This is a genomic window from Pararoseomonas baculiformis, assembly GCF_017813395.1.
Lineage (GTDB): Bacteria > Pseudomonadota > Alphaproteobacteria > Acetobacterales > Acetobacteraceae > Roseomonas > Roseomonas baculiformis.
Window position 1 is genome coordinate 42,005 of record NZ_JAGIZB010000015.1, and the last position, 23,146, is coordinate 65,150.

Consider the following 23,146-nt stretch of genomic DNA (forward strand, 5'->3'; position numbering starts at 1 on the left):
GATCGAAGTGCGTAGGTAGCATTGTAGACGGACCTCTCCCCCATGGCCAACACCGCCCGCGCCGCGATCAAGGCACTCCAGCCCGAGCTGATCGCCATCCGCCGCGACATCCTTGCCAATCCGGAGATGGGGATGGAGGAGGTGCTGACCTCCAGGCTGGTGGCCGACACCCTGCGGGGCTTGCGGCTGGAGGTGGCTGGAGGTGACGGAGGGCGTTAGGAAGTTCGGGGTGGTAGCGACGCGCAAGGGGTGACTGCCCGGCCAGCGGGCGATCGGGCGGACATGGACGCGCTGGCGATAAAGGAGGTGACGGGGCTGCCGCACGCCTCCACGACTAGGGGCACGATGCACGCCTGCGGGCATGACGGGCACACGACGATGCTGCTGGAGGCGGCGTAGAGGCCCCTGCCCCAGTGCCGGTCAGCAGCAACGAAAAGGGCCGCACCCCGTGAGGTGTGGCCCTTCGTCGTTCAGCGCTGTCGCGCGGATCACTCCGCCGCGGCGGCTTCCTCGGCGTCCGGGGTGGTCATCATGGCGTTGGCCACGACGCCCGCCTGTTCGCGGATGCGGCGCTCGATGCTGTCCGCCAGGGTGGGGTTGTCCCGCAGGAACTGCTTGGCGTTCTCGCGGCCCTGGCCGATGCGCTGGCTGTCGGCCGAGAACCAGGCGCCGGACTTCTCGACCACGCCGGCCTTCACGCCGAGGTCGATGAGCTCACCGACCTTGGAGACGCCTTCGCCGTACATGATGTCGAACTCGACCTGCCGGAAGGGCGGGGCCATCTTGTTCTTCACCACCTTCACGCGGGTCTGGTTGCCGACGACTTCTTCCCGATCCTTGATCTGGCCGATGCGGCGGATTTCCATGCGGATGGAGGCGTAGAACTTCAGCGCGTTGCCGCCCGTGGTGGTCTCCGGGTTGCCGAACATGACGCCGATCTTCAACCGGATCTGGTTGAGGAAGATCATCATGCAGTTGGAGCGGCTGATGGAGCCGGTCAGCTTACGCAGTGCCTGGGACATGAGGCGGGCGTGGAGGCCGACATGGCTGTCGCCCATTTCGCCTTCGAGTTCCGCGCGCGGCACGAGGGCGGCGACGGAGTCGATGACGAGCACGTCGATGGCGCCGGAGCGGACCAGCGTATCGGCGATTTCCAGGGCCTGCTCACCGGCATCGGGCTGGGAGATGAGAAGGTTGTCCACATCCACGCCGAGCTTGCGGGCGTAGCCGGGGTCGAGGGCGTGTTCCGCGTCGATGAAGGCGCAGGTGCCGCCCTTCTTCTGGGCTTCGGCGACGGCCTGGAGGGCCAGGGTGGTCTTGCCCGAGGATTCCGGCCCGTAGATCTCGATGATGCGGCCCTTGGGGAGGCCGCCGATGCCGAGGGCGAGGTCGAGGCCGAGGGAGCCGGTGGAGATGACCTCCACCTCCTCGTTCATCTGCTTGCCCCCCATCCGCATGATGGAGCCCTTCCCGAAGGAGCGCTCGATCTGGGAGAGAGCGGCTTCGAGAGCCTTGTTCTTATCCATTTTGGGAAGTGCCCTTTGCGATCGGTGGACGCTTTCCGGCGTGCCACCGGCGGATGAGGGGGCGGGGTTTCACGCCGCGACCTCACGCGCTTGTTAACCAGCCGAAGTGATCGCGCACAAGCGGTGGCGACGACTCCGGTCCGGGATGTTCATATTACGTTCCTGGGGTGAAAGTTCAAGCTCCGTCGGCGGTCTGGGGGAGGCTGGCGACGATTTCGACGAGCTGGGCCGGGCGGTAGGGCTTGGGGAGGAAGTTGATGCCTTCCCGCGTCATGTCGGCGCCGAGGGCGGCTTCGGCGTAGCCGCTGGTGAGGATGATGGGGAGGGTTGGGAGGTGGGTTCGGGCGGCACGGGCGAGCGCCATGCCGTCCAGGCCGGGCATGGCGATATCGGAGATCATGGCGGCGGGGTGGAGGCCGGATTCGAGGAGTTCGAGGGCGGCTTCGCCGTCCTCGGCCTGGGTGACCTGGTGGCCGGCGCGTTCGAGGGCGGTGGCGGCGAGGCGGCGGAGGGGGGCTTCGTCGTCCACCAGGAGGATATGGGCCTGGGGCGGGGTTGTGGCGAGGGGTGTGGGCGCGGGGGTGGCGGGGTGTTCGGCGGGATGTTCGGCGGGGGCTTCGTGGCGCGGCAGGTGGATGCGGAAGCGGGTGTGGCCCGGGCGGGAGGTGATCTGCAGGGCCCCGCCGGACTGGCGGAGGATGCCGTGGATGGTGGCGAGGCCGAGGCCGGTGCCGCCTTGGTTGGCGCGGGTGGTGAAGAAGGGTTCGAGGATGCGGGGGAGGATGTCCGGCCGGATGCCGGGGCCTGTGTCGGTGATGTCGAGGACGGCCCAGCGGCCCGGAGGAAGCGGGTCCGGGAAGCCGGGTTCTTCCTGGAGGGAGATGGCGGTGTCCGTGGCGATGGTGAGGGTCCCCTGCCCTGCCATGGCGTCCCGCGCATTGGTGGCGAGGTTGAGGAGGACCTGATCGAGCTGGACGGGGTCCACGCGGACGCGGCGGCCGAGGGCGGCGGGGCGGAATTCCAGGGCGATGCGCGGGCCGAGGAGGCTGCGCAGCATGGGGATGGCGGCGGCGACGGCTTCGTCGAGGTCGAGCACGCGGGGTTCGAGTTGCTGGCGGCGCGCGAAGGCGAGGAGGCGGCGGACGAGGGCGGCGCCGCGGGCGGCGGCATCCTGGGCGGGGCGGAGTTCCGGGGCGGCGGCGGGGGCGGCGAGGATGGCGGCGTCCATGGCGCCGAGGATGATGGCGAGGAGGTTGTTCACATCATGCGCGATGCCGCCGGCGAGCTGGCCGATGGCGCGGAGGCGTTCGCCGGCCTCGGCTTCCTCGCGGCGGCGGCTGCGTTCGGAGAGGTCCTCGGCGAGGAGGAGATGGCGGCCGGCGGGAAGCGGGGCGAGGCGCAGGAGGGCGAGGATAGGGGGGCGGCCTTCCGGGGCGGCCAGGGGGGCTTCCAGCGGGGTGGTGCCGCCCTGTTCGAGCCATGGGCGCAGGGTGGCGCGGGCCTGGGGGTCGAAGAGGGAGAGGGCGGGGGTGCCGGGGCGGAGCGGGAGGGAGGGGCCGAGCATGTCCCGCAGCGCCGCGTTGGTGCGGAGGATGGAGGCGGCGGAATCGAGGAGGGCGGCGCCTTGCGGCAGGGCTTCGAGCAGGGCGTGCAGGGTGGGATCCACGGGTGGCTCGGCGGCGCCTTTCTTGCGCGGGAAACCCAGGATTGTCCGGACGCCATCGGCCATGGCGCGGAGCCTAGAACGAAGCGCCCGGCGGCGCATCAGGCGGGCGGGCGGCGGCGGGCGCGCCAGATGAAGGCGATGATCTCGGCGACGGCCTGGTAGTGCTCGGCGGGGATTTCGGTGTCGAGTTCCAGCTTGAAGAGGGCGCGCGCCAGGGGTGGGTTGGAGACGAGCGGGACGCCGGCCTCGCGCGCCTTTTCGCGGATTCGGGCGGCCACCTCGTCGGCGCCCTTGGCCAGGATCTTCGGGGCGGCGCTGGAGCCTTCCTCATAGCCGAGGGCGACGGCGTAATGGGTGGGGTTGGTGATGACGACGGCAGCGCGTGGAACGGCGGCGAGCATGCGCTGCCGGGCCTGCTTCTGCCGGATGGCCTTCTGCTTCGCCTTCACATGGGGATCGCCCTCGCTGTCCTTCGCTTCCTCCTTCATGTCCTGGCGGCTCATGCGCAGGCGGCGGAGGTGGCGGAAGCGGGTGAGGAAGAGGTCCGCCGCGGCGATGAGGGCAAAGGCCGCGAGGGTTGCGGCGACGAGGCGCATCGCTTCATCGGTGATGGCGGAGAGGAGCGCGGCGGGGGGCTGGTGAAGCAGGGATTCCAGCCGTTCCGGAGCGCCGCCGACATGCCAGATCGCGCCAGCGACGAGGGCCATCTTGAGCAGGGTCTTCAGGAACTCGATGACGGCGTCCATCCCCAGCAGGCGCTTGAGGCCGGCCAGGGGGGAGATGCGCGAGAGCTGCGGCGCGAGCCCTTTTCCGGAGACGAGGCCGCCTGTCTGCAGAAGGGTGGTGGCGAGCGCGCCGAGGGCGGCGGCCGAGAGCACGGGCAGCAGCACATGGGTGGAGGGAAGCAGGACTGCCCAGGCCTGTTCCGGGGTGAGCTGATGCGCGTGCTCCAGGATGCGTCGCAGGGCGCGCAACAGATCTCGGCCGAGGGTGGGCAGCGCCAAGCCGGCGGCGAGCACGGCGGCGGCGAGCGCCACAAAGCCGGAGAGTTCGCGCGAGTTGGGAGCCTGGCCCTCTTCCCGGGCTTTCTGGAGGCGCCGGGCGCTGGGGGCTTCGGTCCGGTCCTCGGATTCGTCGCTGCCCTCTTCGGCCATGCTTCAGCGCAGCCCGGGGAGGTTGGACCAGCCGGCCTGGAGGGTCTGGTGGAAGCTGGCCAGGATTGCGGGGCCGAGCAGCGCGAGCAAGGCAAGGCCTGCGAGGATCTGGCCCGGGGCCGCGATGAAGAAGACCTGCACCGATGGCGCCACGCGCGCGATCAGCGCCATGGCCAGGTTGATGGTGACCGCGGCGATGATGAAGGGAGCGGCGAGGCGGAGCGCGAGGGCCAGCATGGCAGCCCCGGATGCGGCGATCTCGGAGGCGGCATCGCCGGCTGGCCAGGGTGCGCCGGGGGGCATCAGGGCGTAGGATTCGGCCAGGGCCCTGAGCGGGAGGCCGTGCAGCCCGGTGGAGAGGATGAGGACGGCCGCCGCGAGCGTGCCGAGGCGGCCGAGGGCGGATGCGCCTCCGCCAAGCTGTGCATCGGGCACGAGCAGGGCGGAGAGGCCGAGCAGCAGGGCGGCGGCCTGCAGCGCGACCGAGAGCGACAGGGCGAGGAGGCGTGCCAGCCCCCCGATCCAGAGGCCGGTCAGGACTTCCAGGGCAAGCAGCCACAGGGCCTCGGCGGGCATGTCGGGCGTGGCGGGCAGGCCGGGCGCGAGGAGCGGGAGCAGGAGGGGCACGAGGGCAAGGGCGAAACCGAGGCGGACGGATGCGGGCACATCCCCCTCCCCCAGCCCCGGAAGGATCATCGCGGCAGCGCCGAGGCGGGCGAGCAGCAGCACCGCGCCGAAGGCGAGGTCGGGCAGGGCCTGAAGCAGCATGGCCTCGCTCATGGGAGGCCGCCCAGCGTGACCATCCGGTCGAAGAGGGTGATGGTCCAGTCCCGCAGCGCGCCCGCCATGAAGGGCCCGAGAAGCATCAGCCCGCCGCCCGCGACGGCAAGCTTGGGCAGGAAGGCCAGCGAGGCCTCCTGCACCTGGGTGAGCGCCTGGACGACCGAGACGGCCAGGCCCACGGCGAGGAGCGCGACCAGCAAGGGCGCGCCGAGCTGCAGGGTGATCCACAGCGAGTCGCGAAGCGATTGCGCAACGATGTCGTTTTCCATCCCCGGCTTGCTCCGCGCTAGATCGGCATCCGCATCACGTCCTGATAGGCGGAGACGACGCGGTCCCGCACCGCCACGGCGGTTTGCAGGGCGAGTTCGGCGCGGCTGACGGCGAGGACGGTTTCCGTGACGCTGGCCTGGCCCAACAGGGCACCGGCGGCGGCCTGGTCGGCCTGGCGGCCGGATTCCACCGCGCCCTCCAGCGCCCGCTTCAGGGCGCCACCGAAGCCTTCCGCGCTGGCGGCGGCGGGGGAAGTGGCGTTGCGGTAGGCGGCGGCGGCACCGGCCGCGCCGATCGCGGCGGGCATCAGCGCAGCGCCTCGATGGTGCGGGAGAGCATGCCGCGCGTGGTTTCCAGCACCGAGAGGTTGGCGCTGTAGGAACGCTGCGCCTCCCGCATGTCCATCACTTCAATCAGGCTGTCGATGTTCGGGGTTTTCACATAGCCCTGGGCATCGGCCGCGGGATGGGCGGGATCGAAGCGGCGCGGGAACTCGCCCGCGGCCTGGCCGACACGCGAGACACGGACGGCGCGCGCGCCGGTCTCGCGGTCCAGCTTCTCGGCGAAGGTGACGGTGCGGCGGCGATAGGGATCGGCACCAGGGGTGTCGCCGGTGCTGTCGCGGTTTGCGAGGTTCTCCGCGACGATGCGGAGGCGCGTGGACTGCGCCGCCATGCCGGCGGCGGAGATGCGGAGCGCCTTGTCGAGTTCCATGCGAAGCTCCTGTTACCCGTTGCGCCCGAGCGCCGTGCGGTAGAGCGCGAGCCAGCGGCGGTGCAGGCCCATGGCGAGGGCATGGGCAGAATCGGTTTCGGCAACCTTGATCGCCTGCTCATCGAGGGAGACGGTGTTGCCATCGGGCGAGATCTCCCCGGCCGGTGCTGCGACGGTGCCGGCCGCGCGGCCCGTTCCGGCGCGATGCGCCGGATCCGTGCGGGCGAGGCTTTGCGCTCCCCCGGCCTGCCGGAGATGCTGCGCGAAGGGCGCGATGTCCCGCGTGCGGTAACCGGGCGTGTCCGCCTGCGCGATGTTCCGTGCGAGCACTTCCTGGCGGCGATCGAGCCAGCGCAGGCGTGCCTCGGCCAGTTCGATCGGGTTCCGCGCGGTGGCGCCTGAAGAGTTCATGCCGGGAAGCTTGCGCGGGGAATGGCTAAGACTTGGTTGATGGCGCATGGCCGGGCGTTAGGGAATCATCAGGGACTGTGCGGCAGGATCGGCCGCATGGACCGCACGCCGCAAAATGCCGTGCTCGCCGCCGTGGATGAACTGCATGGCGTGCTGAGCCTCGCCGAGGCCCTGCTCCTGACCGGGCGGGAACTGGATCTGATCGGGCTTGAGGCGGAGGTATCGGCGATCTGCGCCGCCGCCGCCGGCCTGCCTCCGGAGGAAGGACGCGGGCTGCGGGCCGCGTTGTCCGCGCTGCTGCGGCAGGTGGAGGGGCTGCAGGCCAGCCTTTCCGGCAACCGGGCATGAGGGACGCGGAGGATGGGCGGCGGGTTGGGCCAGTGGGCCACGGTGGCCGGGGCGCTGGCGGTGGTGCTGGGGTTGCTCTGGGGTGCCGCGCGGCTGGCGCGGCGGAGCGGGTTGGCCGCGCAGGGCGCGCGGCGCATCCGCCTGGTGGAGACGACGCCGATCGATTCGCGGCGACGCGCGGTGATCCTGCGCGTGGATGGGCGGGAGGCCCTGATCGTGACGGGAGGGCCGCAGGACAGCTTCATCGGCTGGCTCTGACCGCGGCGCTGCTGCTGCTGCTGCTGCTGCCGCTACTGCCCTGGGGCGCGGCGCACGGGCAGTCGGTCTCGCTCGACCTGGGCGGCTCGGGGGCGGGGAGCACGGCGCGGCTTGTGCAGCTGACGGCGCTGATCGGGCTTCTTTCGCTCGCCCCTTCGCTGCTGGTGATGGCCACGGCCTTCGCCCGCATCGTCATCGTTCTCTCGCTGCTGCGGAGCGCGATCGGGGCGCAGGGTATTCCGCCGAATCCGGTGGTGATCGGGCTGGCCCTGTTCCTGACCTTCTTCGTCATGCAGCCGGTGATGGAGGCTTCCTGGGCGCAGGGGATGCAGCCGATGTTGGCGGGGCAGATGGGGGAATTGGACGGGCTGGCCGCGGCGGCGGAGCCCTTCCGCCGCTTCATGGCCGCGAATGCGCGTGACTCGGACCTGGCCTTGTTCGTGGAGCTGGCAAGGCTGCCCGCGCCGGAGAGCGCGGATCAGACACCCTGGCGGGCGCTGGTTCCGGCCTTCATGGTGAGCGAGCTGAAGCGGGCCTTCGAGATCGGCTTCCTGATGTTCCTGCCCTTCCTGGTCATCGACCTGGTGGCGGCATCGCTGCTGATGTCGCTGGGCATGATGATGCTGCCGCCGAGCGTGGTGGCCCTGCCCTTCAAGATCATCTTCTTCGTGATGGTCGATGGATGGCGGCTGGTCTCGGGCAGCCTGGTGCAGGGCTTCGCCGGGAGCTGACGGCGTAGTGCCGCGCGCCTCAACGAAGAACGGCCGCCATGCCCCCGCGCCCCCAATCCGTCACCGCACGCCGCCATCCTTGGATGGGCGACGGGCGACGGCCAAACCGGGGGGCCGGTGGAGCATGGCGGCCGAAGCTGGAGACGGCCGCCGCGCTGCCGCGTTCCCAATCCATCACCGCGCGCCTTTGCAGGCGGGCGACGGCCAGAGAGGGGAACCGGTGAGACGCGGCGGCCGTAGCCGCCCCTGCCCTACTTGGCGGGCAGGTGCTTCGCGATATAGGGGGGCAGGTTGAAGGCCCCGACATGGATCTCCGGCGTCCAGTAGCCGGTCTTGCCGAGGATGCCGGCGCGTTCGGCGCGGGCACGGATCTCCTCGGCGGGCACGGCGCGCATGGACGCGTCCTTCGCGGCCCAGCCCAGGGTCATGTAGCCGCCGACATAGGTCGGGACGGCAGCGACATAGGCCCAGATATCCGGGAAGGCCTTGCCACGGCGGACCGAGGTCTCGGCGAGCTCCTCGGCCTGCATGGCGGGAACGCCGCACTGGTTCACGATCAGGCCGCGATCCGAGAGCAGGCGCGCCGCATTGGCGTAGAACTCATCGGTGAAGAGCACCTCGCCCACGCCGATGGGATCGGTGCTGTCCACGATCACGACATCGAAGCTGCCATCCGCAGCCTTGCGGACGTAGTCGATGCCATCGGCGACGAGGACTTCCGCGCGCGGGTCGTTCCAGGCATCGCCGGCGATCTTGGGCATGTGCTCCTTGGCAAGGCGGATCACCTCGCCGTCGATCTCGACCATAACGGCCTTCTCGACATTCTTGTGCTCAAGCACGCGACGGAGCACGCCGCCATCGCCGGCGCCGATGATGAGCACGCGCCTGGCATCGCCATGCGCCAGCAGAGGCACATGGGTCAGCATCTCCTGATAGACGAACTCGTCCATCTCGGTGATCTGCACGACTCCATCGAGCAGCATGACGCGGCCATGGGTCTCGGATTCGAAGACCATGATGTCCTGGAACTCGGACTTCACCCGCGCGAGTTCCCGGACCACGCGGAAGCGCTGGCCCCAGGACGGATAAAGCGTTTCGTTCACCCAGGAATCAGTGGTCATCTCATCCTCCGGACAGAAGAAAGGGGGCGGACCCTAGGGCCCGCCCCCGGTCTCGTCTCGTGACGTCTTGGCGTCAGGCCTGCATGCCGCGGCGGTGTTCCGCGAGCTGCACGCGCTCCGGCAGGAAGCCGCGCTTCAGGACCGGGATCGCCAGATAGGGGTCGCAGACCCCGCAGACGAAGATGTCCAGAGCAGCGTAGTTCTTCTCCGGCCAGGTGTGGATCGAGACATGGCTCTCGGCCAGCACGAGCACGCCGCTCACTCCGCCATTCGGCTGGAAGTGGTGGAAGTGACCGTGGAGGATCGTCGCCCCCGTCTCGATGGCTGCTTCGCGCAGCACTTCGTCGATATGCGCGGGGTCGTCGAGATTCGTCGCCCCCCACAGATCGATAATCAGGTGAGTCCCGGCGAAGCGAACGCCGTTCTTCTCGACGAAGTAATCCTTCGCCTCTTCAGTGAACTGGGCTTCGCTCGGGCTTTCATCCGAGACCATCCCCAGTTGAGCAACGTGAAAGTCCATTTGGGCCCCCATTCCTCGACCGGCAGATGACCAGGGCGATCGGAAATTCGATCAGGTCAACGGAGGCGGCATATGAGGCACCCGGCCCCCCATCGCAAGTGAAATTGAGACCCACCAGGCCGAAAAAAACGCGGCTCCCCCCCGCGCCTGACGCGTGGCTCATCTTGAACTTGCGTCCGCTGTCCGGAAGGCCTCCAGCTTGTTGGGAAATCCCCGGAAAAGGTCCAGTTCGCGCTGGAGGCGGGGCAGGTCCGACAGGCCACGCGCCGGGTCGGCCGTGAGAAGGGCCAGTGCTTCCGCCAGGGAGCCCTGGCCGATCCGCTGCAGCCATGCGGCGCGGATGGCGGCGAGCCGGGCCGCATCCCCGCCCAGGGCGGCGAAGGCGGCGGCGCGTAGCACATGCTGCGGGGTGGCGGGATCCTCGGGCCGCGAGGCGGAGAGCGCGATGAAGGCATCCGAGGCGCCGATCCAGTCCTGGCGCTCCGCCAGCAGGGCCGCGAGCGCGGGGAGAGCCGGGGCGCCGAGGCCGCGCAGGATCGAGACAGCCTCCGCCCCCGCGCCGAGGGCGGATCTGGCGCGGGCTGCGACGAGGCCGCGCGACAGGGCGTTTTCCGGATCGTCCGGCACGGCTTCCAGGGCGTGCAGCGCGGCGGCGGGCTTGCCGGCCGCGAGGCGTAGCTCCGCCAGCCGCATGGCCAGGGCGGGGCGCTGGGCTGGTGCCGCGCGATCCAGCGCCTGCTCCATCAGGGCCACGCCGCGATCGGGCAGTTCCATGGCGGCGAGGCGGTCTGCGAGGCTGGCGAGGGCGGTGGCCCCGCGCTGGTCCTTGGGCAGGAGCGCGGGCTGGGATTCCCAGAGCGCGGCCGCGGTCAGCGGCGGTTCCTGGCCGATAGCCTGGAGGAATGCGGCTTCCTGGGCAGGGCGGATCCGGTCGCCCTGGTCTGGGTAGATGGCCGCCGTGTCCTTCAGGAGATCGAGGGCAGCGCGGGCATTGCCCGCCGCGCCGCGCAGGGCGGCGATGCGGAGGCGCAGGCCGAGTTCCTCCGCATCGCCCCGCCAGGCGAAGAGGGCGGCTTCCAGGGCGGCGGCGGCACCAGCGGCATCCAGCGTACCGGAGGCGAGGCGCAGCTCGGCGGCGCGGCGCAGCGCACGGGCCCGGACGAGGCGGTCCCTTCCACTCGCGAGGGTGGCGTAGAGGGACAGCGCTTCCTCCGCCCGCCCCTCGGCTTCGGCCATACGGGCGCGGGCGAGGGCCAGGAAGGGGAGATCCCCGGCGGACTGGAGGAGTTGCCGGGCCGCCCCTGCATCGCCGGCCTCCTGCAATGCCTCGGCGGCCAGGGGAAGCAGGCGTGCCCGCATCGGCTCGGGGTAGCCGAGCAGGAGCGGCAGGGTCCTGGCGAGGCCCGGCGCGGCGGCGCTGGCATCGCCTTCCATGGCTGCGAGGAGGGCGCGCCAGAGCGTTACCTCGTCATTGGCGGGCATCTCTGCGGTGGCGAGGGGGCGTGCCTCGGGCAGGCGGTTGGCCAGCAGGGCGGCAGCGGCGTTCAGGAGGATGCTGCGAGGGTCCGAGGAGGCCCGTGGATCCTCCTGGAAGGCGAGGCGGATCATGGCCTGGGCTTCCTGCGCCAGGCCCAGCGCCAGCATGCCTTCCGCCGCGGCGCGGCGGAGCGGCATGCGGGTGAGAGGCGGGGCGGCGGCGAGGCTGGCGTGCTGGGCGCGCAGGCGTTCCTGCCCCGCGGCGGGATCCAGGCGTGGCAGCTCCATCAGCCGGCTCATTTCGGTGCCGGCGGGGTCGGGGCCTGGCCGGATCGCCCCGCTCACGCCGAGGAGGAGGAAGTGGTCCCCACTGCGGCGGAGAGCGACCGTATCGGCCCGCGCGAGCGCGGCGACGCCGAGCTGGGTGGGAAGCAGATCCACCTGGGCGAGGCTGCGCGCCGAGGAGACGGCCTGGCCGCCCTGGTGGACCGTGCCGACCAGGATGGGCAGGCCCGTCTCGGGGTCGGCGACCGGGATGGGGCGCCCCGGGGCGGTGGCGCGGAGTTGCACCCTTCCCTCCCCTGGTTCGGGGAGGATCGTGGCTTCCCTCGCACCGGCGGGCGAGAGGGTGAGAAGCCAGTGATGACCCTGCCGCTGCGCCTGCAGGGCGGCGGGTGCTGCGATGGGCAGGCGCAGGATCGTGGCTTCGGGCAGCGTCTCGGCCTCGATCCTGCCGAAGACGGGATCCGACCTGATGCCATCGAGGTTGAACGGCCTTGGCCCGTCGAGCACGGCCAGGATCAGCTCGCCGCGCCGGAAGATGGCGAGGCCTGTTTCCTCGGGCAGGGGCAGGAGGAGAGCCGGCCCCTGTTCGGAGGCCAGGGTGCGGAGCGGGAGGCCTGCCGGCGCGGGCTGGGCGGGAATGGCGGCAGGCCGGGGGGCTGCGGCTTCGGCGGGACGCGGGGGATCGGCCAGGGGTGGGATGGGGGACGTGACGGGGAGCGGGGCGGTGGGCGCCGGCGCGGCCTGGCGCGGCGCGGGCGGACGGCGCGGCTCGCCTGCGCGTGGCGGGCTGGGCGGCCCGCTGTCCATGACATCGAGCACGAGGCGGTTGCCCAGGCGAAAGTGGCGAAGCCGCGTGCCCGGGCGCGTGGTGAAGCGCAACCCGTCCGGCGCCGGGCCGAGGGAGAGGATGTTGCGGGGAAGGCGGCGGGTGGCGGGGAGTTCCGCGACGGTGCCGGGGGCGAGGCGCAGCAGCGTCGCCTCCCCTTCTTCCCGGATCGTGTAGGGGATGTCGGGCGCGGCGAGGTCCAGCACGATGCGTCCATGGGTCGGGTGCTCGCCGAGGCGCACGCCCGCCCGCTCCGCCAGGGCCTGGGGCACGAGGAGGATGGTGGCGCAGAATGCCAGGCCCGCCGCGCCGCGCATCAGTCGAAGCTCGCGAGGAGGGCGTCGATTTCCGCCTGGGAGGATGCGGCGGCCGCGGGCTGGGGGCCGTTCGCCAGGCGCTCCCCTTCCGTGCGGGGCGGGGCGGTGCGCGCCGGGAGGATGGCCGATGGCGCGTAGCGGCCGGTGGTCTCCCGCACGCGGTGCTCGATCTGCTTGAGCGCGTTCACCACCTTGCCGATCCGCTGGCCCGTGATGTCCTGGAAGGCGCAGGCTTCGTAGATGCGGGTGACGCAGTTGCCGACGGTCTCGGCGGCCTCGGCTGCGAGGCTGGGCTGGAGGTTCTCCAGCGTCTCGCAGACATCGAGGATTTCGTTGGCCGCGTCGGCGGTGCTTCTTACCACCTCGTCCAGCTCGTCGGTCGCGGCGGGGAGATGGGTGGCGTCCACATTCTCCACGCGCATCGCTGCGATTTCCTCCTTCGCGGCGGCGACCATGCGGCCCAGGGATTCGAGTTCGGCCAGGAGGGCGGCCTCGGTTCGGTTGAGGCCGGACATGACCTGGAGGGCGATCTCCGCGCGGTCCACCTTAGGCATGCGCCATCACCTTCTCGATCTTCTCGCGCAGGGTTTCGGCGTTGAAGGGCTTGACGATGTAGTTGGAGACGCCGGCGGCGCGGGCGGCGACGACATTCTCGGTCTTGCTCTCGGCGGTGATCATGATGAAGGGCGTGGATTTCAGCTTCGCGTCGGCGCGCACCTCCTTCAGCAGGTCCAGCCCGGTCATCGGCTCCATGTTCCAGTCCGAGATGACGAGGCCGAAATTGCCCGCGCGGAGCTTGGAGAGAGCCTCCTGCCCGTCCGTCGCCTCCTCCACATTGTTGAAGTCGAGCTGCTTCAGCAGGTTCCTGATGATGCGCAGCATCGTCTTGTAGTCGTCGACGATCAGCACGTTGGTGTTCTTGTCCATCGCCATGACTCTCCTTTCAGTCCGTCCGGTTTCCGTTGGCGCGGAGGCGGGCCAGCTCCGCCGTCAGGCTGCGGGCCCGGTCGGGGCGCATGGCCCCGATGACCGGGGCGGCCTTCGCCTCCCGCATCCGATTCACGATCTGTACGAGCACAGGCATTTCCAAATCGTCGAAGACCGTGGCGGCGTCGCGCGGGCGCATCGCCTCATAGGTCTTGACCAGGCCGCGCCATCCCGCCTCCTCCCGCTCGCCCCGGTTGCGGTCCAGGGCTTCGAGGCGGGACTGGATGGCGGCCAGTTCCTCCAGCCGCGCGGTGAGGCGGCGCTCGGCGGCGGCCATGACGGCCTCGCGCGCGGCCAGCGCGGCCTCGCGCGCCTCGATCTCGGTGCGGCGTTCCCGAAGCCGGCCAAGGAGGGCGCGCTCGGCGGCGTCAACGGGATCGGGCGCCGGCTCCGGGGCGGGCGGTGCCGGCGGGCGCGGGGCGGGCTGCGGCGCCGGCGGCGACGAGGCGGCTGCGCTGGCGACGAGGCCCCCCTGCCCCGGCGCGGCCTGCCAGAGCGAATGCGCCTTCACCAGGGCCAGGCCCGCGAGGCCGCAGAGAATGACGGGGAGAAGCCTCGGGCGCGCGAGGCGAAGGGGAAGGCGCATCAGCGGGCCATCCGCAGGGCGCGCAGCAGGTCGCGCTCGGCCTGGCTGCGGGGTGAGGGCTCCGAGGCTTCGGGTGTTGGCGGGGCGGAGGCGTTGCGGCCCTGGCGGACAAGGATCTCCAGCCGGTCCGCCAGGGGCTCCGCGCGTTCCAGCAGGAAGCGGAGATCGTCCCGCAGCGCCTCGGCACTCGCGGATTGGCGGGCCTGGGTTTCCAGCGCGGCGCGCAAGCCGGAGAGGGCGAGATGTGCCTCGCGCGTCGCGGCCTCGAATCCGGCGGCGCCTTCGGCCAGGGCGGCCCGGTCCTTGCGGAGCGCGGCCAGCCCGCGTTCGAGGCGCATGGCATAGGGCAGCGCGGCGAGGAGGAGCAGCAGCAACAGGCCCTGAAAGGCCCATTCCAGGGAGCTCATGCCGCTGCCTCCGTGCCGATGCGTTTCAGCTCCCGCTCGATCCTGACGGCGAGGCGGTTCTCGCGCCGGCCCAGCACCGCTTCGAACAAGGCGACCTCGCCGCAGCGCAGGCGGACCGGGGCGCCGGGGCCGACATTCAACGTCAGCCTGTCGCCCGGGCGGAGATTGACGACGGTGGAAAGGGGGAGCGGCTGTTCGTCCAGGACGATGTCCAGCGCCACCTCGGTATGGCGCAGCTCATCGGCGAGGTGGTTTTCCCAGATGGAGTCCCGGCCGAACTTCTCGCCCATGAACTGCTGCAGCAGCAGCTCGCGCACCGGTTCGAGCGTGGCATAGGGAAGGAGCAGGTCCATGCGGCCACCGCGATCCTCCATCTCCACGCGCAGCTTCACGAGGATGCAGGCATTGGAGAGGCGGGAGATGGCGGCGAAGCGCGGGTTCACCTCCAGCCGCTCGAACTGGAACTCGACGGGGCAGAGGGGTTCGAAGGCAGTGGAGACGTCCCGCAGCACGACACCGATCAGGCGTTCGACGAGGGTGCGCTCGATGGTGGTGTAGGGGCGGCCTTCGATCCGCATGGCGGCGGTGCCGCGGCGGCCGCCCAGGAGCACGTCGACGACCGAGTAGATCATGGCGGAATCCACCACCATGAGTCCGTAGTTGTCCCATTCGCGCACCTTCGCGACGGCCAGCATGGCGGGGAGCGGGATGGAGTTCAGGTAGTCGCCGAAGCGGAGCGAGGTGATGGCGTCGATCGAGACCTCCACATTGTCGGAGGTGAAGTTGCGCAGCGTCGTGCTCATCAGCCGCACGAGGCGGTCGAACACGATCTCGAGCATCGGCAGGCGTTCATAGGAGACGAGGCCGCTGCTGATGATCTGCTCGATGGCCGATTTCGCCTCGGCGGCCTCCTCGCCGTCGAAGCCGAGAAGGCTGTCGATCTCCGCCTGGTTCAGGACCCGGGTGGCGTCCGCGCCGGCGGGGGATGCGGCCTCCTCATCGAGGGAGGCGCCCCAGGCGGCGGCGAGGTCCTCCTCCTCCGTGCTCATTGGATGATGAGTTCCAGGAAGAGGATGTCCTGCACCCTGGCCGGGCTGACGGCGAGGGAGGCGCGGTTCCGCAGTTCCTCGCGCAGGCGGTAGGTGCCCTGGCTGCCGCGAAGCTCCTCTGGCCGCATCTCGCGCAGATAGGTCTGGAAGAGGTCCAGCAGGCGCGGCATGGCGGCCTGGACGGCGGCCGTGTCCGCATCGGGGGAGAGTTCGAGCTTCGCCTTCAGGCGGATGAAGGTGGCGCGGCGGCCGGCGACGTTCAGGTTGGTCAGGATCTCCGGCATGTCGAAGAAGACAGGCGGGCGGCTGGGCTGGGGCGTGGCGGTGCCGGGCCCGGAGGGCGTGGTGCCTTGCGCTTCCGCGTGGGGCGCGGCCGGGGAGGCGGGACCGCCGAAGGGCAGCAGGCCGGTGAACCAGAGCCCCGCCCCGACAGCGGCGGCGACCAGCGGCAGCGCGAGGAGGACGAGCTTCTTCCGCCCGCCTTTGGCCGAGCTTTCCTGGCTTCCTTCCGCTGCCGCCGCTTGCGCCATGTGGACCGGGTGCTTCCTGCCTTTCCGATGGCGCATGGTCGCGGGGATTCGCTTAACGCCGGGTTTCCGGGCGGCTGGATGCGCCGGCTGGGCGGCAAGGCTTGCCGGGGCCGGGCAGTCCGGGCCGGGCGAATGCGGCGCGCGGGCTGGCATGCGGGTTGCGCAAAGGCTTCGGCAACCATGGCGGCCCCATGCTGGGGGCCCGGATGGCAGGAGGCTGGCGGCACGGATGGACAATCCCGGCTACATCGCGCTCTCCCGGCTGGTGGCGCAGAACCGCGCGACCGCCGTGCTGGCCCACAACCTTGCGAATGTGGAGACGCCGGGATTCCGTGCCGCGCGCCCGGTCTTCGCCGAGCATCTGGAACGCCAGCGCGGGCTGCGGACGGCGCCGGGCGGCGAGGCGTTGCATTTCTCGCAGGACCGGGCGACCTGGCGCGACGAGGCGCCGGGCACGGTGCAGGTGACGGGAAATCCACTGGATGTCGCGATTTCCGGCGAGGGCCTGTTCGCCGTGCAGACGCCGCGCGGGGAGCGCTACAGCCGCGCCGGTCGCTTCTCGCTGGGGCCCGATGGCTGGATCGTGGACATGGAGGGGCACGCGCTGCTGGACGCCGGTGGCAACCCGCTGCGCGTGGCGCCGGGGGACACGCGGCTGACCATCAAGGGCGACGGCACGCTGTCCAGCGAGAATGGCGAGATCGGCCGCATCCGTGTGGTGCGCTTCGCGGAACCGCAGCGGCTGGTGGCGGAGGGTGACCGGCTTCTGGCGGCCGGGGCGGGCCAGGCGCTCGAGGCGATGGAACGGCCCGCGCTGGTGCAGGGGGCGCTGGAGGGCAGCAATGTGCGGCCCGTGCTGGAGATGACGCGGCTGACCGCGGAGATGCGCGAGTTCCAGTTCATGGCGCAGTTCGCGGAGAAGGAGGGCGAGCGGCTCTCCGGTGCCGTGGAACGCATCCTCCGGAAGCGGTGATGCGGGCGGTGGCTTTCGGTTCCGGCGCGGCACAGGCCGTGGCGGGGAATGGGAAACAGGGCCGGCCCGCGCCGGCGGGGAGAGGTTGAGCCATGCGCGCGCTCTGGACGGCCGGCACGGGCATGATGGCCCAGCAGACGAATGTCGAGGTCATCTCCAACAACATCGCGAATATGAGCACGACGGGCTTCAAGCGGCGGCGCGCGGAGTTCCAGGACCTGATGTACCAGAACATGCGGCGGGTCGGCTCGCAGTCCTCCGACACGGGGACCACCCTGCCCTCGGGCGCGCAGGTCGGGCTGGGCGTGCGAACGGCGGGCGTGTACCGCATCCATGAGCAGGGCAGCCTGCAACAGACGGAGAACCGGTTCGACATCGCGATCCGGGGCAATGGCTTCCTGCAGGTGACGCTGCCTTCGGGCGAGACGGCCTATACGCGCGACGGGACGCTGGGGCTTTCGCCGGAGGGGGTGATCGTGACCGCGGAGGGTTACCCGGTGCTGCCGGGGATCACCATTCCGGCGAATGCGACGGATGTGACGATCAACGGGAATGGCGAGGTTCTGGTGAAGCTGGCCGGCCAGACGGCGGCGCAGAATGTGGGGCAGTTCCAGCTGGCGATCTTCGCGAATGAGGGCGGGCTGGAGGCGGTGGGGGACAATCTGCTGATGGCGTCGGCCTCCTCCGGCGCGCCGCAGCAGGGGGCGCCGGGAGGGCCGGGCTTCGGCAATGTGATGCAGGGCTTCATCGAGACCTCCAACGTGAACGTGGTGCAGGAGATCACGAGCCTGATCACGGCGCAGCGCGCCTATGAGATGAACAGCAAGGTCATCACGGCAAGCGACGAGATGCTGAACACCGTCGCGCGGTTGCGGTGAGCGGCATGAGAGGGCTCGTCTTTCTCCTGCTGCTCCTCTCCCTGCCTGCGCGCGCCGACCTGGCGGTGCTGCGGCCGCATGCGGTGGTGGAGGATGCGGTAATCCGCCTTTCCGACCTGTTCGACGGGGCTGGGCAGAATGCCGGCCGCGTGGTCGGGCCCGCCCCCGCGCCAGGACGGCGCGTGGTGGTGGAGCCCGCGCAGCTTCTCGCCATCGCGCGGGCGCATAGGGTGGCCTGGCGGCCGCTGACCTCGGCCGATGCGGTGGTGGTGGAGCGGCCCGGGCGCGCGGTGCCGCGGGATGAGGTGCTGGACCTTCTGCGGGCGGAGCTGGTCCGGATGGGGCTGGACGGGCAGGCGGAGCTGGAACTGCCGGGGTTCCAGGCGCCGATGGTGCCGCTGGCGGCCTTCACGCAGATCGCGCTGGAGCAGCCCTCCTTCGAAGTGGCGAGCAATCGCTTCTCGGCCACGCTGGTGGTGGTGGCGGAGGGTATGCCGGTGCTGCGGCAGAGGCTGACCGGGCGGGCCGTGGCGACGGCGGCGGTGGTGGTGGCGGCGCGGCGCCTGGCGCTGGGCGATGTGGTGGGGCCGGATGACCTGCGGCCGGTGCGGATGCGGGTGGAGCGCGTGCGACCGGGGCTGGCGAGCGATCCGGGCCAGGTGGTGGGCAGGGCGCTGCGGCGGCCGGTGGCGGAGGGGGCCGGCTTCGCGGTGGCGGATCTCGCACTGCCTCAGGTGATCGCGAAGAACGCGATGGTGACGCTGGTGATGGAGGGGCCCGGGATGAGCATGACGGCGCAGGGGCGCGCCATGGCGGCGGCGGCGCGGGGCGAGGTGGTGCCGGTGATGAACCTTGCCTCCCGCGCGGTGGTCGAAGGCGAGGTGATCGGGCCGGGGCGCGTGCGCGTGGCCTTCGGCAGCAGCCCGGTGGTGCGATGATGTGGGGTGCGGTGATGCGGGGCGTGGCGAAGCGGGGGCTGCTGCTGGCTCCGCTGCTTCTCGCCGGGTGCGGGACGGCGGAGCGGCTTTCGCGGGTGGGGCGGGCCCCGGAGATGGCGCCGATCAGCGATCCGACGCAGGGGCCGGGCTACCAGCCCGTTTCCATGCCGATGCCGCCGCCCGGCGATGCACGCCACCTGGTGGCGAACAGCCTTTGGCGGCCGGGAAGCCGGACCTTCCTGCGGGACCAGCGGGCGGCGAATACGGGGGACCTGATCACCGTGCTGGTTTCCATCAAGGATGCGGCGGCGCTTTCCAACACCACCGAGCGGAGCCGGGACAATTCGGAGAGCATGGGAATGCCGCGGCTGCTGGGGCTGGATGCTTCCTATGCGCGCTTCCTGCCGAACGGTGTCGATCCCTCGAAGCTCGTGGAGGCGGCTTCCGCCAACTCATCCACCGGGGCGGGGCGGGTGCAGCGGAACGAGGCGGTGACGATGCGGATCGCGGCCACGGTGACGCAGGTGCTGCCGAACGGGAACCTGGTGGTGGCGGGGCGGCAGCAGGTGCGGGTGAACCACGAGATGCGGGACCTGAGCATCGCGGGAATCATCCGGCCGCAGGACATCGCCAGCGACAACACGGTGCAGCATGACCGGCTGGCCGAGGCGCGGATCGCCTATGGCGGGCGCGGGACAGTGAGCGATGTGCAGCAGCCCCGCTATGGGCAGCAGGTGCTGGACGCGATCCTGCCGTTCTGAAGGCGCCTGGTTGCCGCGTGTAACGTGAAGGGCGGTCGGTGCATCGCGCGGGCAGGCGTGGAGTTGTGCGGGCGCCAAGACGGAGCCCCTTGCAGATGACGCTTTCGCGACGCTCGCTTCTTCTCGCCGCGCTTGCATCCAGCCCCGCCCTTGCCCAGCAGGGGCCGGCCGAGCTACCGGGCATGGGGACGGATCCGCGGCTGCCGCCGCCCGATATGAGCCATGAGGTGACGAAGCACCCGCGTGCGATCGGCTGGCCGGAAGGCCGGATGCCCCGGGCGGCGGAGGGCTTCGCCGTGACGCGCTTCGCGGGCGGGCTGGAGAATCCGCGCTGGCTGGAGGTGCTGCCGAACGGCGATGTGCTGGTGGCGGAGGCGGCCACGAAGCCCAAGCCGGCCGAGACCGAGGAGGAACGGCGCAAGCAGGAGGAGCAGCGCCGTTCCGGCACGGTGCGCGAGAGCGCGGACCGGATCACCCTGCTGCGCGACGCGGATGGCGATGGCCTGGCCGAGACCCGCTCGGTGCTGCTGGAGGGGTTGAACCAGCCCTTCGGGATGGCGGTGATCGGGGAGCGGCTGTTCGTCGCCAACACGGGTGGGGTCATGCGCTTTCCCTTCCGTCCCGGGCAGCAGCGGATCGAGGGGCGGGGCGAGAAGATCCTGGAGCTGCCGGCCGGGGGCTACAACAACCACTGGACGCGCACGCTGCGCGCCACCCCGGATGGGAGCCATCTGCTCATCGCCGTCGGATCGGCCAGCAATGCCGGCGAATACGGGATGGAGCAGGAGCACCGGCGGGCCGCGATCCTGCGCGTGGACCTGGATGGGCGGAACGAAGAGATCCATGCCTCGGGGCTGCGGAACCCGGTGGGGCTGGGCTTCGAGCCGCGCAGCGGCCAGCTCTGGGCCGCGGTGAACGAGCGCGACAAGATCGGCGACGACCTCGTGCCCGACTACATCACGCGCGTGCAGCAGGGCGCCTTCTACGGATGGCCGTACAGCTATTTCGGGCAGCACGAGGATCCGCGGATGGCGGGGAAGGCGCCGGAGCTGGTGGCGCGGGCCGTGGTGCCGGATTACGCGCTGGGGCCGCACACGGCCTCGCTCGGGCTTGCCTTCTACACCGGGGATGCCTTCCCGCAGGGCTGGCGCGAGGGCGCCTTCATCGGGCAGCGCGGGTCCTGGAACCGCTCGACCTATAGCGGGTACCGCGTGGTCTTCGTGCCCTTCGAGAACGGGCGGCCGAACGGGCAGGCGCGCGACTTCCTGACGGGCTTCATGGCTGATGCCGGCACGGGAGAGGTCTATGGCCGCCCGGTCGGGGTGGCGGTGGATGGGCGTGGGGCGCTGCTGGTGGCGGATGACACCGGAAACACGGTGTGGCGTGTGGCGGCCGCGCGGCGCTGAGTCCACCGGGGCTGGGGGAAGGCAAGGCCTTCCTCCGGTACGTCAGAGCCAAGCGCGCGGGACGTGGCGGAACGGCAGGGCGGCCAAGTCCAGCGAGGCCGGGCCGGGGCAGTCGCATTCGACGATCAGCGAGCAGCGCGCGGCGAAGGCGGCACGGAAATGGTTCTTGCCCTTGTTCGCCATCAGCCGGGTGGCCGCGAGGTCGATGCCGTGCAGTGCGAAGAAGGCGGGATCCACTGCCGCTTCCTTGCGGGTGGTGACGATAATTCGGAGATCGCCGTCGCGCAGCACGGCGGTGGGGCCGAGATCGACGGGAGAGCCGCGCTCCATCGGGCCCTCATTGGTGAAGCGGCCCTCGGTGAGGCGCTCGACGATGCCGGAGAAGGGAACGGGCGGGCCGAATGCGCTGGTGAGCTGGGCGGCGAGCGGGCGGGTGATCTGCCCTCCCTCCCCTGCCGCGCGCGCTGCTTCGACAGTGACCGGATCGTGCAGGAAGGCGAAGACGGTGGGCACGCCCGGCGGCTTCCCGAGCAGCACGCGGAGGAGTTCCGGCGTGTCGGCGATGCCGCCCGAGAAGGGGTTGTCGGCGGGGTCGAGCAGGGCGACGAGGCCTGGGGGGCCGGACAGTGCCCGGGCAAGGCCTTCTTCCGGTGTTGGGAGGGTGACGGAGAAGCGGGGGCGGCGGGCCTCGATGGCCTCGGCGATGCGGGTGGCGGCGGCGCGGGCCGCGGCAGGGTCCTCGGCCCAGGCCATGCCGGAGGGACCGGCATGGGGGCTGTCTCCCCAGGCGAAGCCGCCGAAGGGGAAGGCCTCGCAGACCGGGCCTTCCTCCAGTTCGGCGGCCAGCGCCCAGACCTCGGCCATCGGGCCTTCGGCGGAGCGCATGTGGAAGGAGTGGAGGACGAAGGGCCGCTTCACCACGGCGCCGTGCAGGCGCGGGCCGCCGAGGATGCGGCGCTCCAGCATGGCCAGGGCACGGGCGGCGGCGATGTCCATGTCGGTATGCGGGTAGCTGCGATAGGCGCTGGCGCCGTCGAGCAGAGTGGCGGCTTCCTCGGCCATGTCGGCGTGGAAGTCGAAGGAGGCGGTAAGCGGCACATCCGGGCCAATGGCGGCACGGACGGCGCGGAGGATGGTCAGGTCCGCCTCGGGGTCCGATGCGGTGACGCAGGCGCCGTGGAGGGAGAGGTAGACTCCGTCGAAGCCGCCGGCGCGGAGGGGCGGGAGTACCTCGTCCAGCCATGCCTGGAGAACCGCATCCTCCATGGGGCCGCCGGGCTGGGCGCTGGCGCAGCGGAGGACCTGCCCGGACCAGTCCGGCCGGGCCGTGAGGAAGGCAGCGACGGCGCCGAGCTCCATGGAAGTGCCGGCATAGCGGGCGAGGGCTTCCTCGCCTTCCACCCATTCGCGGGAGCGGAAGGCCTCCATTCCGGTGGGGACGGGGGTGAAGGAATTCCCCTCGAACCAGAGGCGGGCGACGGCGATTCTTGGCATGGCCGGGAGTGTGCCCTGGCAGGCATGCGATGGGCCAGCGGCCGTGGTGCCGCAATTGCGGCGGTGGCAGCCACGATAAGGCCCGCTTCCCCTCCCAGGCTGGCAAGGAACGAAAGCCGGGCCCGGGTGTTCCTTCCCGTGACCGGAACCTGTTCAAGGGAGACGACGATGACGCGTTTGGCGACAACCGGGCTTGTGGCCGTGGCACTGGCAGCGAGCCTGACGGCCTGCACCAACCCCTACGACCCGGGCCAGCGCGCGGTGGGCGGTGCCGCGATCGGCGCGGGCAGCGGCGCGGCGCTGGGTGCGATTGCCGGTGGAGGGCGTGGCGCCGCGATCGGTGCCGTGGCCGGCGGCGCGGTGGGCGCCATCACCGGCGCGGCGACGACGCCGCAGCCGGCCCCGCCGGCCTATGGCTACGCGCCACCCGCCCCCACCTACTACGCGCCGCCCGCGCCGGCTTATTATGCGCCGCCGGCGCCTGCCTACTACGCGCCGCCGCCGCCTCCGCCGGGCTATTACTACCGCTACTGACGGCGGGTCCGGCGGTGCTGATCGTCTGATCCCGCGCTGTTGCACTGCGGGCGGAGAAGGAGCGCCCTTCTCTTCCCCGGCCCGTCGAAGGCAGTTCCTTCGATCCGGCGTCTTCCTCCGGCGGTTCGGGTCCTGTCGGTACCGGAACTCCTGCATGAGCGGGACCTCCCGCAATTGCGGGGAGTGCAATGTTCAGA

Annotated in this window: 29 protein-coding genes; 11 read left to right on the plus strand and 18 right to left on the minus strand. The window is 71.1% G+C overall.

The features are described from left to right. The first annotated feature begins 42 nt into the window (after positions 1-42). Positions 43-219: a hypothetical protein gene (locus J8J14_RS25040; RefSeq protein WP_245215840.1), complete on the plus strand. Its 177-nt coding sequence runs from the start codon at positions 43-45 to the stop codon at positions 217-219. A gap of 30 nt (positions 220-249) precedes the next feature. Continuing rightward, entirely contained in the window at positions 250-399 is a 150-nt protein-coding gene (locus J8J14_RS25045; protein WP_342452461.1) for a M20/M25/M40 family metallo-hydrolase, read from the plus strand. Between the two features lie 89 nt (positions 400-488). Here the strand turns inward: J8J14_RS25045 and recA are convergent, their stop codons facing one another. From recA to J8J14_RS15825, 8 genes are all read right to left on the minus strand, one after another. Next, positions 489-1,526: a recombinase RecA gene (gene recA, locus J8J14_RS15790; protein WP_209380500.1), complete on the minus strand. Its 1,038-nt coding sequence runs from the start codon at positions 1,524-1,526 to the stop codon at positions 489-491. A 175-nt stretch (positions 1,527-1,701) separates the two neighbouring features. Then, positions 1,702-3,255 (minus strand): ATP-binding protein, encoded by a 1,554-nt coding sequence (locus tag J8J14_RS25470; protein WP_209380501.1) that lies wholly within the window; start codon positions 3,253-3,255, stop codon positions 1,702-1,704. A gap of 35 nt (positions 3,256-3,290) precedes the next feature. Then, positions 3,291-4,346, minus strand: a complete 1,056-nt coding sequence (locus J8J14_RS15800) for an EscU/YscU/HrcU family type III secretion system export apparatus switch protein (RefSeq protein ID WP_209380502.1) — start codon at positions 4,344-4,346, stop codon at positions 3,291-3,293. Between the two features lie 3 nt (positions 4,347-4,349). Beyond that, a complete protein-coding gene (locus J8J14_RS15805) occupies positions 4,350-5,126 on the minus strand; it encodes a flagellar biosynthetic protein FliR (protein WP_209380503.1) in 777 nt (258 codons plus the stop codon). Continuing rightward, positions 5,123-5,398, minus strand: a complete 276-nt coding sequence (locus J8J14_RS15810; RefSeq protein WP_209380504.1) for a flagellar biosynthetic protein FliQ — start codon at positions 5,396-5,398, stop codon at positions 5,123-5,125. Before J8J14_RS15810 ends, J8J14_RS15805 begins: the two co-directional genes overlap by 4 nt. 17 nt (positions 5,399-5,415) lie before the next feature. Next, entirely contained in the window at positions 5,416-5,706 is a 291-nt protein-coding gene (gene fliE / locus J8J14_RS15815) for a flagellar hook-basal body complex protein FliE (protein WP_209380505.1), read from the minus strand. Next, positions 5,706-6,113, minus strand: a complete 408-nt coding sequence (gene flgC / locus J8J14_RS15820) for a flagellar basal body rod protein FlgC (protein WP_209380506.1) — start codon at positions 6,111-6,113, stop codon at positions 5,706-5,708. The genes fliE and flgC overlap by 1 nt, the downstream gene beginning before the upstream one ends. A 12-nt stretch (positions 6,114-6,125) precedes the next feature. Then, positions 6,126-6,524 (minus strand): flagellar basal body rod protein FlgB, encoded by a 399-nt coding sequence (locus J8J14_RS15825; RefSeq protein WP_209380507.1) that lies wholly within the window; start codon positions 6,522-6,524, stop codon positions 6,126-6,128. A 96-nt stretch (positions 6,525-6,620) separates the two neighbouring features. Between J8J14_RS15825 and J8J14_RS15830 the strand changes: the two genes are divergently transcribed. Genes J8J14_RS15830 through fliP form a run of 3 tightly spaced genes read left to right on the plus strand, consistent with a single transcriptional unit; the run spans position 6,621 to position 7,861 of the window. Beyond that, entirely contained in the window at positions 6,621-6,872 is a 252-nt protein-coding gene (locus J8J14_RS15830; RefSeq protein ID WP_209380508.1) for a hypothetical protein, read from the plus strand. Positions 6,873-6,884: 12 nt separating this feature from the next. Beyond that, the gene (locus tag J8J14_RS25060) at positions 6,885-7,130 is read left to right on the plus strand and encodes a FliO/MopB family protein (RefSeq protein WP_245215841.1); all 246 of its coding nucleotides are present in this window, start codon (positions 6,885-6,887) and stop codon (positions 7,128-7,130) included. Beyond that, positions 7,127-7,861, plus strand: a complete 735-nt coding sequence (gene fliP / locus J8J14_RS15835) for a flagellar type III secretion system pore protein FliP (protein WP_408896153.1) — start codon at positions 7,127-7,129, stop codon at positions 7,859-7,861. The genes J8J14_RS25060 and fliP overlap by 4 nt, the downstream gene beginning before the upstream one ends. A gap of 251 nt (positions 7,862-8,112) precedes the next feature. On the opposite strand, the gene speE is transcribed toward fliP, so the two are convergent. The 9 genes from speE to J8J14_RS15880 form a co-directional block, all read right to left on the minus strand. Beyond that, on the minus strand, positions 8,113-8,982 hold the full coding sequence (speE, locus tag J8J14_RS15840) for a polyamine aminopropyltransferase (protein WP_209380510.1): 870 nt from the start codon (positions 8,980-8,982) through the stop codon (positions 8,113-8,115). A 73-nt stretch (positions 8,983-9,055) separates the two neighbouring features. Next, positions 9,056-9,502 (minus strand): adenosylmethionine decarboxylase, encoded by a 447-nt coding sequence (speD, locus tag J8J14_RS15845; RefSeq protein ID WP_209380511.1) that lies wholly within the window; start codon positions 9,500-9,502, stop codon positions 9,056-9,058. A gap of 159 nt (positions 9,503-9,661) precedes the next feature. Then, positions 9,662-12,406, minus strand: coding sequence for a hypothetical protein (locus J8J14_RS15850; protein ID WP_209380512.1), 2,745 nt, complete (start codon positions 12,404-12,406; stop codon positions 9,662-9,664). Continuing rightward, complete coding sequence (locus J8J14_RS15855; protein WP_209380513.1) at positions 12,406-12,960, minus strand: protein phosphatase CheZ; 555 nt, start codon at positions 12,958-12,960, stop codon at positions 12,406-12,408. The genes J8J14_RS15850 and J8J14_RS15855 overlap by 1 nt, the downstream gene beginning before the upstream one ends. Further along, entirely contained in the window at positions 12,953-13,333 is a 381-nt protein-coding gene (locus J8J14_RS15860) for a chemotaxis response regulator CheY (RefSeq protein WP_456307524.1), read from the minus strand. The genes J8J14_RS15855 and J8J14_RS15860 overlap by 8 nt, the downstream gene beginning before the upstream one ends. A gap of 16 nt (positions 13,334-13,349) precedes the next feature. After that, positions 13,350-13,979 carry a MotE family protein gene (locus tag J8J14_RS15865; protein WP_209380515.1) on the minus strand — a complete coding sequence of 210 codons (630 nt, stop codon included), beginning with the start codon at positions 13,977-13,979 and terminating at the stop codon, positions 13,350-13,352. Further along, entirely contained in the window at positions 13,979-14,386 is a 408-nt protein-coding gene (locus J8J14_RS15870) for a DUF6468 domain-containing protein (RefSeq protein WP_209380516.1), read from the minus strand. The genes J8J14_RS15865 and J8J14_RS15870 overlap by 1 nt, the downstream gene beginning before the upstream one ends. Next, positions 14,383-15,435 carry a flagellar motor switch protein FliM gene (fliM, locus tag J8J14_RS15875; protein WP_209380517.1) on the minus strand — a complete coding sequence of 351 codons (1,053 nt, stop codon included), beginning with the start codon at positions 15,433-15,435 and terminating at the stop codon, positions 14,383-14,385. The genes J8J14_RS15870 and fliM overlap by 4 nt, the downstream gene beginning before the upstream one ends. Further along, on the minus strand, positions 15,432-15,965 hold the full coding sequence (locus J8J14_RS15880; protein ID WP_209380518.1) for a flagellar basal body-associated FliL family protein: 534 nt from the start codon (positions 15,963-15,965) through the stop codon (positions 15,432-15,434). The genes fliM and J8J14_RS15880 overlap by 4 nt, the downstream gene beginning before the upstream one ends. A 229-nt stretch (positions 15,966-16,194) precedes the next feature. Between J8J14_RS15880 and J8J14_RS15885 the strand changes: the two genes are divergently transcribed. The 5 genes from J8J14_RS15885 to J8J14_RS15905 all read left to right on the plus strand — a co-directional run bounded on the left by J8J14_RS15885 (position 16,195) and on the right by J8J14_RS15905 (position 20,921). Continuing rightward, complete coding sequence (locus J8J14_RS15885) at positions 16,195-16,938, plus strand: flagellar hook basal-body protein (protein ID WP_209380519.1); 744 nt, start codon at positions 16,195-16,197, stop codon at positions 16,936-16,938. A 92-nt stretch (positions 16,939-17,030) separates the two neighbouring features. Further along, positions 17,031-17,816 (plus strand): flagellar basal-body rod protein FlgG, encoded by a 786-nt coding sequence (gene flgG, locus J8J14_RS15890; protein WP_209380520.1) that lies wholly within the window; start codon positions 17,031-17,033, stop codon positions 17,814-17,816. 5 nt (positions 17,817-17,821) lie between these two features. Continuing rightward, positions 17,822-18,754, plus strand: coding sequence for a flagellar basal body P-ring formation chaperone FlgA (flgA, locus tag J8J14_RS15895; RefSeq protein ID WP_209380521.1), 933 nt, complete (start codon positions 17,822-17,824; stop codon positions 18,752-18,754). Then, on the plus strand, positions 18,751-19,515 hold the full coding sequence (gene flgH, locus J8J14_RS15900) for a flagellar basal body L-ring protein FlgH (RefSeq protein ID WP_245215842.1): 765 nt from the start codon (positions 18,751-18,753) through the stop codon (positions 19,513-19,515). Before flgA ends, flgH begins: the two co-directional genes overlap by 4 nt. 95 nt (positions 19,516-19,610) lie before the next feature. After that, a complete protein-coding gene (locus tag J8J14_RS15905) occupies positions 19,611-20,921 on the plus strand; it encodes a PQQ-dependent sugar dehydrogenase (RefSeq protein WP_209380522.1) in 1,311 nt (436 codons plus the stop codon). A 42-nt stretch (positions 20,922-20,963) separates the two neighbouring features. On the opposite strand, the gene J8J14_RS15910 is transcribed toward J8J14_RS15905, so the two are convergent. Continuing rightward, entirely contained in the window at positions 20,964-22,415 is a 1,452-nt protein-coding gene (locus J8J14_RS15910; protein ID WP_209380523.1) for a M81 family metallopeptidase, read from the minus strand. A 168-nt stretch (positions 22,416-22,583) separates the two neighbouring features. Between J8J14_RS15910 and J8J14_RS15915 the strand changes: the two genes are divergently transcribed. Beyond that, positions 22,584-22,949 (plus strand): YMGG-like glycine zipper-containing protein, encoded by a 366-nt coding sequence (locus J8J14_RS15915; protein ID WP_209380524.1) that lies wholly within the window; start codon positions 22,584-22,586, stop codon positions 22,947-22,949. Positions 22,950-23,146: the final 197 nt, after the last annotated feature.